Here is a 14,141-nt window from a genome sequence, read left to right on the forward strand (position 1 = left end):
ATCGGTTTAGTTGTTATCGATATCCACATGCCGCGTTTCCTTGAGGCAGAACATCCCCACGATCAGGCTAACGCCAGTCACCGCTACCGGGTACCACAGGCCATAGAAGATATCGCCGGTGTACACCACCAGGGCAAACGACACGGTTGGCAGGAACCCACCAAACCAGCCGTTACCGATGTGGTAAGGCAGGGACATCGAGGTGTAGCGGATGCGCGTCGGGAACAGTTCCACCATCAGTGCCGCCAGCGGGCCGTAGCACATGGCTGCGATCAGGATCAGCGCGACGATCAGCACCACCACCATCACCTTGTTGACCTGGGCCACATCCGCCGAAGTCGGATAACCCGCCAGCGCCACCGCGCCACGCAGGGCGGCTTCGTCAAAACCATCGATACGCACTTCACCCACGCTCACTTGCACCGGGCTGCCGGCCGGGGCGGCGGCGCTGCTGTAGGGCAGGCCTTGCTTGACCAGGAAGGTCTTGACCTTGTCGCAGGGGCTGTCGAAACGCGCCTTGCCTACCGGGTCGAACTGGAAGGTGCAGGTGGCCGGGTCGGCCAGTACGGTGATTGGCGCCTGGTGGCTGGCCTGGTCCATCGCCGGGTTGGTGTAGTGCGCCAGGCTCTTGAAGATCGGGAAGTACAACGCGGTGGCCAGCAGCAGGCCGAGCATCAGCACCGGCTTGCGTCCAACCTTGTCCGAGAGCCAGCCAAAGAAGATAAAGAACGGCGCCCCGATCACGACGCTGATGATCAACAGCATGTTGGCCAGGGCCGGGTCCATCTTCAGGAACTGCGTGAGGAAGAACAGCACATAAAACTGCGCCGCGTAGAAGGTCACCGCTTGCCCGCCGTTGATGCTGAACAGCGCAATCAGCACCACCTTGAGGTTTTCCCATTTGCCGAAGGACTCACGGATCGGCGCCTTGCTCGCCTTGCCTTCCTCTTTCATCTTCAGGAAGGCGGGTGACTCATGCAGGCTCATGCGGATCCAGGTGGAAATGCCCAGCAGTACGATGGAAAACAGGAACGGAATGCGCCAGCCCCAGACTTCGAACTGGTCACCGGTGAAGTAACGGCATGCCAGCACCACCAGCAGCGAGAGCAGCAGGCCGAGGGTGGCAGTGGATTGAATCCAGCTGGTGTGGAGACCGCGTTTGCCGACCGGCGCATGTTCGGCGACATAGGTGGCCGCACCGCCATATTCACCACCCAGCGCCAGGCCTTGCAGCATGCGCAGCACGATCAGGATGATCGGCGCCGCGATGCCGATGCTGGCGTAAGTGGGCAACAGCCCGACGCAAAAGGTCGCGACGCCCATCAGGATGATGGTGACGAGAAAGGTGTATTTGCGTCCGATCATGTCGCCCAGGCGACCGAATACCAGGGCGCCGAACGGTCGTACGACGAAGCCGGCAGCAAAGGCCATCAGGGCAAAGATAAACGCCGTGGTGTCGTTGACCCCGGCAAAGAACTGTTTGCTGATCACCGCCGCCAGGGCGCCGTAGAGGAAGAAGTCATACCACTCGAACACCGTCCCCAGGGACGAGGCGAAAATGACTTTCCTTGATTCGCTGGCGGTACTCGGGCTGACCGCCGAGCCCAGGACTTGAGCATGTTCTGACATCGGGTATCCCTCACAGTGATTATTTATTGTTGTTCCACTGTCGGCGCCAACCTCGGCGCCGGTCTGTTTTCCGTTCCTCAGCAGGAGCGGACTTGCTCGCGAAAATCGTCAACGATTACGCGGGAAACCTGGCTGAACGTGGCGCCTTTGCATTTTTCTCGAGTTGGCTGCTGGCTCCTGCAGTATTCGGTGAAAGGATCAACTGCGCGGCTTTCTCGGCGATCATCAGCGTCGGTGAACAGGTATTGCCGGACGTAATGCGCGGCATGATCGAGGCATCGGCGATGCGCAGGCCGGGCACGCCATGCACGCGCAGTTGCGCGTCGACCACCGCGTCCTTGTCATCGCCCATGCGGCAGGTGCCCACGGGATGGAAGATAGTCGTTCCGATGCGCGCGGCGGCTTCGTGCAGTTGCTCTTCGGTTTGCAGCGCATCGCCGGGCAGGTACTCCACGGGTTTGAACTGGCTGAGGGCCGGCGCCGCCACAATGCGCCGGGTCAGGCGAATGGCATCGGCAGCGACGCGCAAGTCTTCCGGATGGCTGAGGTAATTGGGCTGGATCAGCGGTGCATCCGCCGGGTTGGCTGAGCGGATATCGATGCGGCCACGGCTGTGCGGGCGCAGGTCGCAGACCGACGCGGTAAAGGCCGGGAAGGCATGCAGCGGCTCGCCAAAACGCTCCAGGGACAGCGGCTGTACATGGTATTCAAGGTTGGCCGAGGTCTGTTCCGGGCCGGAGCGGGCAAACGCACCGAGCTGGCTGGGCGCCATCGACAGCGGGCCGCTGCGGTCATACAGGTAGCGCAGGCCCATGCCCATCTTGCCCCACACGGTGCCGGCGATCTGGTTCAAGGTGCGGGCGTTTTCCAGCTTGTAGATCAGCCGCAGTTGCAAGTGGTCTTGCAGGTTGCCGCCGACACCCGGCAGTTCATGCACCACGTCAATGCCCAGCGGCTTGAGCACATGGGCGGGGCCGATTCCCGAGCGTTGCAGGATACCCGGCGAACCGACGGAGCCGGCGCATAGCACGATCTCCTTGCGGGCTTCCCAACTGACCTGCTGGCCGTGCTGGCGCCCGAGTACCTTGGAGGCGCGGCCGTTCTCCAGCAGCACACGGTCGACCTCCACCTCGGTCAGCACGGTCAGGTTAGGCCGTTGGCGGATCGGCTTGAGAAATGCCTTGGCCGCATTCCAGCGTACCCCGGCCTTCTGATTGACCTGAAAGTAGCCGCAGCCTTCGTTATCGCCTTGGTTGAAGTCGCTGATGTTGGCAATGCCGCTCTGCGCCGCGGCGTCGCGAAACGCATCCAGGATCGGCCACGACAATCGTTGTTGTTCTACCCGCCATTCGCCGCCATCGCTGTGGAATTCCGAGCCGCCGGCAAAATGGTTTTCGCTCTGCTTGAACAGCGGCAGCACGTCTTTCCAGGCCCAGCCGGCGTTGCCTGCCGCCGCCCAGCCGTCATAGTCCTGGGCCTGGCCGCGCATGTAGATCATGCCGTTGATGGAGGAACAGCCCCCCAGCACCTTGCCGCGTGGATAACTCAGGGCGCGGCCTTGCAGGCCCTCCTGGGCTTCGGTCTTGAAGCACCAGTCGGTGCGCGGGTTACCGATACAGAACAGGTAGCCGACGGGGATATGGATCCAGGGGTAATTGTCGCGACCACCGGCTTCGAGCAGCAGCACGCGGTGGGCGGGGTTGGCGGACAGTCGATTGGCCAGCAGGCAACCCGCGGGGCCGGCGCCTACTACCACGTAATCGTATTGCGCAGCTGCAATGGGCATCTGAGGTCTCGCTTGTTTTTCTTATTGGCTCCATCCTAGTTGTTAGTTTTCGTCTTAAAAATGTTAGTTTTTACCCAGCTGCTGTGCGTTTTTAAACAGCGCTGCCGGTAGGCGCCAGCCCCTTTGGCGAACGAGCTTGTTGTGGCGAGGCTTAAGTCATTATTTATGCCCAAGGGAGAAAGGCGACATGTTCGACTGGAATGACCTGCGGTATTTCCTGGAGTTGCAGCGCAGCGGCCGCCTGCTGACTGCCGCACAGCGCCTGAAAACTACCCACGCCACGGTGGCGCGGCATATCGAGGCCATCGAGAAAAGCCTGGGTACGGCGTTGTTTGTGCAGCACGCCCAGGGCTACGAGCTGACGCCTGCTGGCGAAGCCTTGCTCAAGCACGCCGAAGCCATGGAAAACGTCGCGCTGCTGGCCGAAGACGAACTCACCCACAGCGCCGCCCCGCTAGGCAAGATCCGCCTGGGCGTGGCCGAGGGCCTGGGCGTGATGTTCCTCGCCAGCCGCATGGGCGGGCTGTTCGAGCGCTACCCAGGGTTGGAAGTCGAGCTGGTGGCGGTGCCGCGCTTTGTCAGCATTCTCAACCGCGAAGCGGAAATCAGTATTCACCTCGAACGCCCCAGCGTCGACCAACTGGTAACGCGCAAGCTCACCGACTACCGCCTGGCCCTCTACGCCAGCCGCGCCTACCTGGCGCGCACGCCACCGATTGAAAAACGCGAAGACCTCGCGGCCCATTCATGGATCGATTACGTCGACGACCTGCTGTTCAGCCAGGAATTGAAGTTCCTTAGCAGTTTCTGCCGTAACCCCAAGGTGGTGTTCCACAGCACCAGCGTGATCGCCCAGCACCAGGCGGCACGCTCGGGGTTGGGGATTGCCGTGTTGCCGTGCTTCATGGCCGCCGGCGACCCCGACCTGGTGCCGTTGCTGCCGGGGGAGGGGATTCAGCGCAGCTACTGGATCAGCTCGCGCAGGGAGTTGCACAAGTCGGTGCGGCTGCGGGTGTTGTGGGATTACGTGGTGGAGTTGTGCGCGCGGGAGCAGCCGCTGCTGCTCGGCGAATCCAACTGAAGAAACCGGATCAACAATGTGGGAGGCTCCGCTAAATCTCCAACTTGGCGCTGTCGCGCAGCAAACTGGAACCCCTGTGGCGAGCGGGCTTGTTGTGGCTAGTAGGCTTGTTGTGGCGAGCGGGCTTGCCCTAATGCCGTTCAGTTAAGCGTACATCGCCTTCTGTAGGAGCGAGCTTGCTCGCGAAAAACGTCAACGATAACGCGTGTTTCCTGAGTGAACGCGGCGCCTGTGAGTTCTTCGCGAGCAAGCTCGCTCCTACAAAAAAGCCTTAACTGAACGGCATTAGGGCTTGCCCCGCGTTGGGCTGCGAAGCAGCCCCAAGACCAGCCGCCCCGGCAATATCTGATACACCGCATTCTGCTTTATTGGGGCTGCTTCGCAGCCCAACGCGGGGCAAGCCCGCTCGCCACAACAGCCCGTTCGCCGCAAAAATGCGGTCATGGGGGCAGCCTCTTCCCACTTTTGATTTGTGGTGGTGGTTAAGTCGAGTCAATCGCGCAATACGAATTCCGCACTGCCCAATCGCTCCCCATTCACCAGCACATGCACCTTATGCCTGCCAGGGTAGTGCTTACGCGTGGTCAGTTCGCGGATGTGCTGCTCGCGGCTGATGCGTTGATGTTCACCCGCCGCCAGCGTGAAGGCCTTGAGCTTGAACACCTTGGCCGCGCTGTGGCCGGCGCTTTTGACATAGTCGATGGCGTAGTCCACCACCAGCTTTTGCGCGGTGGCGGCGGTGGACTCCAGGCTGAACGACAGGTTGATGCGCTCGCCCAGTTTGATGACCGCCGGGGAGACGCTCAAATGATGAATCTTCACCTCGGCCTTGGCCCCTGCGCCCATGATCGTCAGTGCCCGGGTGTTGCCTTGCTTGATCAGGCTGCGCAGTGCATGGCGGGCAATCCAGGCGGTGTGGGGGTTGTCGAGGTTCCAGCCTTCAATCAGGCTGAGCACCCAGTCCGGGTGGTCCTTGGTGATGTCGTTGAGATGGTTGGCCACGGACTTGCGCACGTAGAGGCTGCTGTCGGCCTTGAGGTTGTCTAGGATCGACGCGCACAGCTCGGGGTTGGCCTGCACTTCGGCCAGGCGAAACGACCAGGGCAGGCGTGGCCGCGAGCCCTCGCTGGCGAGGCGACGTACGTGTTCGTTGGTATCCCGCGACCACTGTTGCATCACCGCCAGGGTGCGGTGGAAATCGTGCAACAGGAAGTGCCGGATAGCGAATTCGGCCGAACCGAACGTGGTGAAGTATTTGAGCGCGGCCATGGAGCGCTTGAAGTCATCCCGGCCGTAACTCGCCACGTAGTGCGGCAGGAACAGGCTGACAAACCCGCTGTTCAGGCGCGGCGCCAAGGCGTAGAGCAATTTCAGGGTCTGCGGGTAATCCAGCGCGATTACCGCGTGCAGGCTCTCGCTGACCCGCGCCATGCGCTGCATCACCGACAACTCGGCCAACCCGGCCTTCGCATGCTTGAGGAAACCCTTGGCGTCGAACGCCGGATACACCGCGCTCATTTCGGTGGCGATGTGTTGCAGGCGTTCGACGTTGAAGATTTCCTTGAGGGCCGGGGCGCTTTGGTCGGTCATCGGTGATTCCTGTGGGGGTTAGAGAAACCAGCGGTACTCCCGCGCGTTGATCTCTTGCTGAAACGCCAAGTGATCCTGACGCTTGTTTTCGCAGTACACGTCGACAAATTCCGCCCCCAGCTTATCGCGTACCACGGGGTGATGTTGCATGGCGCGCACGGCGTCGAGCATTTCCAGGGGGAAGTCGGCGCCGCTGGTGCGGTCCTCGTTCAGCGGTGTGATGGGTTCGCGCTTGGCCTCCAGCCCATGTTCCAGCCCGGCCAGGATCGCCGCCAGCACCAGGTACGGGTTGGCATCGGCGCTGGCCAGGCGGTGTTCGATGCGCAGGTTGCGTGGGTCGGACTCGGGAATGCGCACGCACGCATCGCGGTCTTCAAAGCCCCAGCTCGCACGGGTTGCCGCGTTGACCGTACCGCCCAGGCGGCGAAAGGCGTTGTGGTTCGGTGAGAATATCGGCATGCAGTGCGGCAGTAACTCCAGGCAGCCGGCAACGGCATGGCGCAGGGGTTGCTGCTGGTGCGCCGCGAGCAAGTTATTGCCGGCGCCGTCATAGAGGCTGACATGCACATGCATGCCGCTGCCGGGAAATTGCAGGTAGGGCTTGGCCATGAAGCTGGCGCGGTAGCCATGCTTGAGCGCGACGCCACGGGTGCTGCGGCAGAACAGGGCGGCCCAGTCGGCGGCACGCAGGCCATCGTCCAAGTGGCCGAAGTTGATCTCGAACTGGCCAGGGCCGAGTTCGGCGGTGATCACCGTGATGTCGATGCCCTGGTCCTTGGCGGTTTGCGCCATATCGTCGAGCACTTGCGAGAAACGTGACAGCCGTTCGATATGCAGGTTGGGCTGGTCATCGGCGTCGTCGCTCAACGGGTCACGGGCATATTGCGGCAGGCCATTGTCGAGCTTGCGGTCGAACAGGTAGAACTCCAGCTCAAACGCGACCACCGGGTGAATGCCTTTGTGGTGCAGACGCTCCAGCACCTTGGCCAACACTTCCCGAGGCTCGAATTCGATGGGCGCCTCGGTGCCGTCCGAGGTGATCAGCATCTGCCCCAGGGGCTGGCTCTCCCAGCTCACTGGCTTGAGCGTGCCTGGCACCAGGCGGCGGTTGGCGTCGGGGTCGCCGTCGTTGAAGCAGTAGTCGCCGATCTTGAACAGCCCGCCCTGAGTTCCCAGCAGCACGGCATTTTGCGGCAATTTCAATGGGCCGCCGGCGGCGACTTTTTCCAGCATCTCCACCGGGTAGCGCTTGCCGTAGAAATGCCCGGGGATGTCCAGGGCGATCAGGTCGACGTAACGCACGTCGGGATGGTTCTGGCGAAAGGTCCGTACTTCGGCCAGTAACGTGGAGGCATGGCTTTTCACGGGTGTTGCTCCTAGTTGTAGACCCACAGCACGCGGGCGGGCAGATCGGTCAGGTTGGCATAGCGACAATGGGCGTAACTGGCCAGGTGGAAGCTGTCGCCGGGGCCCAGGGTCACCGATTCGGCTTCGCCTTCCACCCACAGCGTCAACTCGCCTTCCAGTACAAAACCGGCCTGCTCGGCGCGGTCGCTCATGCTCTGTTCGCCGCTGTTGGCGCCGGGGGCCAGCAGGCTGTCGAGCATCGAGAACGCGCCGTTCATGCTGGGCGAGACGAGGATGTCGGTGATGCCGTTGGCGTAATACACCGTGCGCCGCTCATTCGGGCGGGTCACCCAGTCCACGGCCTTGGGTTTGGGCCGGCTGTAGAAGTAAGTGGTTGGCACATCGAGGGCGTGGCTGATGGCGGTCAGATCCGCCACGGTCGGGCGCGACAGGCCACGCTCAACCTGGGACAGGAAGCCCACCGAGCGCTCGATTTTTCGCGCCAATTGGGCGAGGGTGAGCTTCTTGTGCTTACGCAGGTCGTGGATCAGCGCAGCCAGGGTGGCGAGTTCTTCTTGTTGGCTCATGAAATTTATGTCGAATAATTTCATGAAAAATTACAGGATTAATTTCACGCAGGCAATGCCCATGCAGTCGGAGCGGTGTTTGTTCGCCCTCGACGGCGCCAAGAGTTCGTTTTCTGGCTGAATGATTCCCCGTGCCTGCGGTCGGAACCTGGGTACGTGTCATTCATTGAAGGAGCCCCCATGAAGTCCAGAACACTCGCTGCTTGCCTGCTGGTCGCCGCCAGCCTGTCCACCGCCAGCTTTGTCGTGCAGGCTGGAGATACCCCGCAGGAAACTGTGCAGCCGTCCAACATCAACACCCGCGACTTGAAAGAGGGCGACCGCGCTCCGGATATCCTGATGCGCAAGGAGTCGGCCGTCAGCGACTGGAAAAAGCGCGGCCTCAAGCAACCCGAAGAAGACAGCCAGTGGGCACGGGTGGGTGACAAGTTCGTGCTGCTCAAAACCACCAACGGCACCATTCTCGAGATCACCCCAGTCAAGAAATAAGCCGGTGGCAGCACCTGCTTTTTTCGAGATTCCTGGGTTAAGGTAACCGGCTGAAATGGTCGCGTTACCTTCAAGGAAAAGAGCAGGATGCTTGCCACAATAAGAAACTACCCCCGCACCGTGAACCTGCTGCTGTCGGCTACCTTGATGCTGACGCTGGCCAAAGCCATCACCTTCCCCTACCTCGTGATCTACCTGACCAGCCACTTTGCACTGGACATCAGCCAGGTCGGCCTGGTCATCGGCAGTTCGCTGATTGTCGGTTCGCTGCTCAGCGTCTATGGCGGGTTTCTGGTCGATCGCATCAACAGCTATCGGCTGCTGCTCGGGTTGAGCGTGCTATTTGCGCTGGGCTTTGTCGGCACGGTACTCGCGCAGAATATCTGGACGTTCTACAGCTGCCTGATCCTGATCAACATTGCTTATGCGGTGATCGACATTGCCGTCAAGGCCGGTTTCGCCAGCCTGTTGCCGGAAGAGGCGCGCAGTGAAGTGTTTTCCATCAAGTACACCCTGACCAATATCGGCTATGCGGTGGGGCCGTGGTTTGGCGCGATGGTGGCCAAGCTGGATATCAGCCTGCCGTTCATTCTGTCGGCCCTGTTGGGGGTGGGGTTTTTCCTGCTGTACTGGCGCTGGGGTGATCGCTCATTGGCTACCGCCGATGCGATGCAAAAACCGGTGTCATTCCTGGCCGTTGGCGGCGTGCTGCTGCGCGACCATCGCCTGGTGTGCTTCACCCTGGGTGGCCTGCTCAGTGCGGTGGTGTTCGGCCAGTTCACCGCGTACCTGTCGCAGTACCTGGTGACCACCACCACGGCGGAATATACCTACACCGTGATCAGCGCCGTACTCACCACCAATGCCGTGCTGGTGATTGCCTTGCAGTATGTGATTGGCCGACGTATTTCCCACCGTCACCTGAGCCGCTGGCTGATCTTCGGCCTGAGCATGTTCATGCTGGGCTTGGTCGGTTTCGCGCTGTCCACCAGCGTGTGGTGGTGGGTGCTGGCGATGGCGGTGTTCACCATTGGGGAAATCATCGTGTTCCCGGCCGAGTATATGTTTATCGATCGGATTGCCCCGGACCACCTGCGGGGCATGTACTACGGCGCGCAGAACCTGTCGAACCTCGGTGCCGCCCTGGGGCCGGTATTGTGTGGGCTGGTGCTGGCCAGCCTGCCGGCACACTACATGTTCTACATGCTCGGTGCGTTTATCGTCGCGGGTGGGGTGTTCTATTTCATTGGTTCGTCGTTGAAGGCAAGTCATCGATCATGAGCTTGCCCATGTTGTTGCTTTGCAGTTCGTAGCGCAGCTCTTCGACCATCTTTTCCACTTCTTGTGGGGTCTGCAGCCGATTGGTGTTGATGCCGGTCACGACCAGGTCGACCCGACCGGTTTGAGCGTCGTAGACCTTGAGGGTCAGCGATGCGTCCCGGCACAGTGTGAATTCGCAGGTCAGCGGCGCCAGGCCTTCTTCGATGCAATTTCGCAGTTGAGAGAGGGTGAACATGTGGGTTCCTTCAAGGGGGTCGTTTTGCGACTGCACAGGTTCAAAGACCTGTGCTCACCCTGAAAGGTTAAGGACTGCAACGACACGCGATAAGGCGAATTCGCACTAGCCTCACTAGTGCATTTGCACTTTTAGCGCTTGTTCTTGACCCGCATTTCTCCGGCAAACAACCCGCGTTCACGGGCCCAGACGATGGCTGCACTACGGCTGTGCACCCCCAGCTTGGAGTACACCGTCGCCACATGGTTACGCACGGTATTCGGCGCCAGTTTAAGGCGTGAGGCGATCTCCTTGTCGGCCAGGCCTTCGCAGATCAATCCGAGCACATCGCGCTCGCGGGCAGTGAGGTCGGTGAAGGTAACGTTTGGCAGGTTGGGGCTGTTGACGCTCTTGGCATTGGCCAGTTTTTCGATCAGGGTCTGGCTGAACCAGGAAGCGTCCTGCATCACTTCTTCGATGGCCGCCACCAGTTCCAGCTCCGAGCGTTTACGTTCGGTGATGTTCATCAACACCATCAGGTAGCAGGGCACGTCCTGGATGATCACGGTGTCGGCGGAGACTACGCAGTCGATCACCTCATCGCCTTTCTTGCGCACCTTCAGGTCCAGCCCATCGAGGTTGCCGGCTTTTTCCAAGGTAGTGAACAGCTGCGCGCAGGCCTGGGCGCTGTCGATAAAGTCGATGTCTTCGATGGCCTTGCCGATCAACTCTTCACTGATGTAGCCCGTGATGTTCATGAACGCCTCGTTGATATCCACCACCTGGCGGTTGGCGGCGCTGCATACCAGGGTGGGCACCGGGGTCAGTCGAAACGACTTGGCGAAGCGTTCTTCACTCTGGCGCAGGGCGATTTCCGCCTTGCGTCGTGGCTCCAGGTCGGTGAAGGAAAACAGCATGCAGTCTTCCTCATTCATGTCCAACGGCTGGCCAGCGACGATCACCAACTTGCTGCCGCCTTCGGGCAGGCGCAGTTCGGCTTGCATCTGCGGGATGGTCGCCCCTTCGCTCAGGCGTTGGATGGCCAGGTCCTTGCGCTCGGCCTGTTCCAGCACATCCAGTTCATACACCGAGCGGCCGATCACCTGGTCGCGGTTGTAGCCGGTCATCTCCAGGAACCCCTGATTGACCTTGATATAGCGCAGGTCGCTCAGGCGGCAGATTACGGCGGGCGCCGGGTTGGCGTTGAAGGTTTTCTCGAAGCGTTGTTCGGCGCTGGCCCATTCGGTGGCATCGCTGAGGATCAGCACCAGCAACTCCGGCTCCCCGCGCGCGTCGGTCAGCACCAGGCTGCGCAGGCGGTGCACCCAACTGCGGTGGTCGTCGTCGAGGGGCGTGACTTCCACCACCACATCACTGAACTCTTCACCGGCTGCCACACGGCTCAGCGGGTAGCTGTCCAGCGGCAGCGGGTGGTTGTTGCGATAACGCAGGGCGAAGCGCTTGGCGTACTGCTCGGTGTTGGCGCCCAGCGCCAGGACGTCGCTGACACCGTGCATGGTCAGCGCGGCTTCATTGGCCCAGAGGATGGTCTGGTCGACCTCGGCCAGTATCACACCGTCGGACAGACCGGAAATGATCTGCTGCAGTTGGCGGCGGTTGGTTTCTTTGGCTAAGACGTCCTGGCTCATGGTTTCTCCGTGGTTGGCGATCCGTGTCCCGGGCGGGGGAGGGGCGCATGGGAAGTACGACACTCGGGCTTAAAGATAGTGCAGATCAATTGCCCGTCACGGAGTGCGAATGCACTAGAGGGGGTGGTGCATTTTTGCGAGGACGACGTGCACGCTGTTCGCCAGGCTCAAATGATCAATTGCGCGGAAAGGATCGAGCAGGACCTTCGGCAATGTGGTCGGTAAAGGTCTGTCGGTTGCTGACAGGGGGGATCTACGCCATTTCAGGGGAGGGGGGTGTAGAACCCCCTCACCACTCAAGCTTATGTGATTAATTTACCGATCAGAGGCACAACCAATAGCGTACTGATCGCCATTGAAATTACATTGCCGATATAGGGGTGAAAGTGTCCAGGTAACCGCTGGGTGATAGCACACGCCAACGGCGGTGCGATTAACGCACCCAGTGTTGCACTTAAGGCAATCACGGCGCCGCTACCGCCGTGGGTCAATACTGCTGCAGGCACCACCGAGACCAGTGGAACGTAAGTCGGATACCAGCCTTGCTTGATCCATTGATGCCTCCATATCACTACACCCAGCGCTGACGTCAGAGCCTGTGCGGCGACCATGTGCAACACCAGTCCCGATCCGTACGCCGGGCTCATGGGGTTCAGGGCATAGGCCAGCAACACTCCCGCCAACAGACCAAGACTGGCAAGTTCATTCCCAAAGAATGGTGCTTCGGAGAAGTCTGCTAGTACTCGGCGCAGACTCCATACGACACCATAAGTGGTGTGGACTGGTCGGCAATGGTTTGGTCGGGGCGACGTAATCCGAGCGCACTATTGAGGGGGCTCGGCGAAGCAGCATGAACGCGATGACGCTGCCCACCGCCATGCCCAGCACATTACCGATGACCACCGGCAAGCCGAGTGGCACGCATACAAAGTTGACGATCAACAAGCACATCGGCGTAACCAGCAATGCCCCAAGCACCGCGGCGTTGAGTGTGACCTTCCAGCCACCGCCAAACATCAGCACCATCGCTGCCGGCAACGAAACGAATGCTGCAAACGTCGGTTGCCATGTTTCTGCCGTGATGCTCCAACCCCATAGCAGATTGCTCAACAGCAGCCCTAACAGGGAGCTGGTCACAAGCCAAGGCCACAATCCAGTGCCATAGGAAATGGGAAAACCCTGCCAGGCTTTATTGCGCTTGCTCGCCCACCAAGCCAGGTAAGCACCGCCTAATAGACCAAGTGAAGCAAGTTCATGCTTGTAGAAGGCAACCTCGCTGATATCTCCCAGCACCCAGCGCAGCCAGGCTGCTGGATGCGGCAAGCTGACGACCATCTCATCGTATCCAGGCCATGACCCCCGATAACTGAATACAACCCATATCACCAATAGAATGCTGGTCAACGCGAGGCTAAGGACTGTTATATCTGTCCACGAACGGGGGCGAGCTGTCTTGGTAAATGAAGTTTCCATGACGTCCCCTCTGATCAGCGCGGCAGGGCTGGGTGTCGGGAATACCCGAGCATCTGATCGTATAAGTCATTGCGCCGGTCCCGTTGCAGGTCATTGAGGCTGTTCCATATAGGGGCGCTACGGGCACTCGTGAGGTCAATGTCGGCAAACAGAATTTCCTGCCGATTGGCCGAAGCTACGGCGCCAATCGGCCAACCGTTGGTTCCAGCAATCAACGAGCATCCGAGGTAGCGAGCATCCCGTTCTTCACCGATGCGGCTGGCTGCGGCGATAAACACGTTGTTTACATGGGCTGCAGTCATGGTCAGGTACGACGCCATGCATTTGCCTGCCTCGTCAAAAAGCGGTGGTGGCGTCCACACCCAGTTGTTCAGGCTGCAAATGATATCGGCGCCCTGTTGGCTGAGAATTCGCGGCACCTCCGGGAACCAGATATCCCAACAAATCAGCAGACCGATTCGGCCGATCGGGGTTTCAAATACCGGAAAGCCTGTATCGCCAGGAGTGAACCAAAGCTTTTCCAGGTTCCACAAATGTGCTTTCCGATATTTGCCTATGAATCCGTCGGGTCCCAACAGCACGGCAGTGTTGAACAACTGCACCCCTTCAATCTCACTCAGGCCTGCCACCAGATAAACCTGATGCCTGCATGCAAAATCAATCCACGCCCGCACGCTTGGCCCGTCCGGTATCGCTTCAGCGTGATCGAACGCGTCTTTGCGACTGCAGAAAAAATACCCGCAGTTGGAGAGTTCGGGCAGAACGATCAGGTTGGCGCCACCGTTCACTGCTTCGTTTGCTAGTTCGAGGCTCTGACGCAGGTTTTCGGCTCTATTGAAAACGCCGACTTGCGGAGCAAATTGAATAACAGCAACGCGGGTAGGGCTTGTCGGTTCTTGCATGGGGGTGACCTCTTATTATGCAACCGGGATGGTTGAATGTTTATAAGAAGTGATGAAGTGTTTAAATGGAAGTCAGATGATTCCTGTCGTGATGTAGTCTGATTCTGTTGAGT

The 14,141-nt window shown here is 60.0% G+C and carries 11 protein-coding genes and 1 pseudogene; 3 read left to right on the forward strand and 9 right to left on the reverse strand.

The features are described from left to right. Positions 1–6: 6 nt before the first annotated feature. Complete coding sequence (locus tag QU606_RS14385) at positions 7–1,629, reverse strand: MFS transporter (protein ID WP_024074509.1); 1,623 nt, start codon at positions 1,627–1,629, stop codon at positions 7–9. A 115-nt stretch (positions 1,630–1,744) separates the two neighbouring features. Next, positions 1,745–3,415: a GMC family oxidoreductase gene (locus QU606_RS14390; RefSeq protein WP_069076242.1), complete on the reverse strand. Its 1,671-nt coding sequence runs from the start codon at positions 3,413–3,415 to the stop codon at positions 1,745–1,747. Positions 3,416–3,602: 187 nt separating this feature from the next. Here QU606_RS14390 and QU606_RS14395 point away from each other — a divergent pair, with 187 nt between their 5' ends. Beyond that, positions 3,603–4,496, forward strand: coding sequence for a LysR family transcriptional regulator (locus QU606_RS14395; RefSeq protein ID WP_069076241.1), 894 nt, complete (start codon positions 3,603–3,605; stop codon positions 4,494–4,496). Positions 4,497–4,988: 492 nt separating this feature from the next. On the opposite strand, the gene QU606_RS14400 is transcribed toward QU606_RS14395, so the two are convergent. From QU606_RS14400 to QU606_RS14410, 3 genes are read right to left on the reverse strand one after another with little or no spacing between them, the layout of a single operon-like run. Further along, positions 4,989–6,086 carry a DNA alkylation repair protein gene (locus QU606_RS14400; RefSeq protein ID WP_304998489.1) on the reverse strand — a complete coding sequence of 366 codons (1,098 nt, stop codon included), beginning with the start codon at positions 6,084–6,086 and terminating at the stop codon, positions 4,989–4,991. Positions 6,087–6,104: 18 nt separating this feature from the next. Then, positions 6,105–7,451 (reverse strand): glutamine synthetase family protein, encoded by a 1,347-nt coding sequence (locus QU606_RS14405; protein ID WP_024074513.1) that lies wholly within the window; start codon positions 7,449–7,451, stop codon positions 6,105–6,107. Positions 7,452–7,462: 11 nt separating this feature from the next. Continuing rightward, positions 7,463–8,020: a helix-turn-helix domain-containing protein gene (locus QU606_RS14410; protein WP_041160891.1), complete on the reverse strand. Its 558-nt coding sequence runs from the start codon at positions 8,018–8,020 to the stop codon at positions 7,463–7,465. A 180-nt stretch (positions 8,021–8,200) separates the two neighbouring features. Here QU606_RS14410 and QU606_RS14415 point away from each other — a divergent pair, with 180 nt between their 5' ends. Next, positions 8,201–8,509 (forward strand): RcnB family protein, encoded by a 309-nt coding sequence (locus QU606_RS14415; RefSeq protein ID WP_024074515.1) that lies wholly within the window; start codon positions 8,201–8,203, stop codon positions 8,507–8,509. A gap of 87 nt (positions 8,510–8,596) precedes the next feature. After that, positions 8,597–9,790: an MFS transporter gene (locus QU606_RS14420; protein WP_304998490.1), complete on the forward strand. Its 1,194-nt coding sequence runs from the start codon at positions 8,597–8,599 to the stop codon at positions 9,788–9,790. Here the strand turns inward: QU606_RS14420 and QU606_RS14425 are convergent. The 4 genes and pseudogenes from QU606_RS14425 to QU606_RS14440 form a co-directional block, all read right to left on the reverse strand. Next, complete coding sequence (locus QU606_RS14425) at positions 9,753–10,025, reverse strand: DUF1652 domain-containing protein (protein WP_024074517.1); 273 nt, start codon at positions 10,023–10,025, stop codon at positions 9,753–9,755. The two genes, QU606_RS14420 and QU606_RS14425, sit on opposite strands and share 38 nt — an antisense overlap. Positions 10,026–10,156: 131 nt before the next feature. Then, the gene (locus QU606_RS14430) at positions 10,157–11,653 is read right to left on the reverse strand and encodes a PAS domain S-box protein (protein ID WP_024074518.1); all 1,497 of its coding nucleotides are present in this window, start codon (positions 11,651–11,653) and stop codon (positions 10,157–10,159) included. Between the two features lie 302 nt (positions 11,654–11,955). Continuing rightward, positions 11,956–13,126 (reverse strand): annotated as a pseudogene (locus QU606_RS14435) (hypothetical protein). Between the two features lie 14 nt (positions 13,127–13,140). Further along, a complete protein-coding gene (locus QU606_RS14440) occupies positions 13,141–14,028 on the reverse strand; it encodes a nitrilase family protein (RefSeq protein WP_024074520.1) in 888 nt (295 codons plus the stop codon). Positions 14,029–14,141: the final 113 nt, after the last annotated feature.

Origin of the sequence: Pseudomonas sp. OVF7, assembly GCF_030644265.1 — a bacterium.
Lineage (GTDB): Bacteria > Pseudomonadota > Gammaproteobacteria > Pseudomonadales > Pseudomonadaceae > Aquipseudomonas > Aquipseudomonas gorinensis.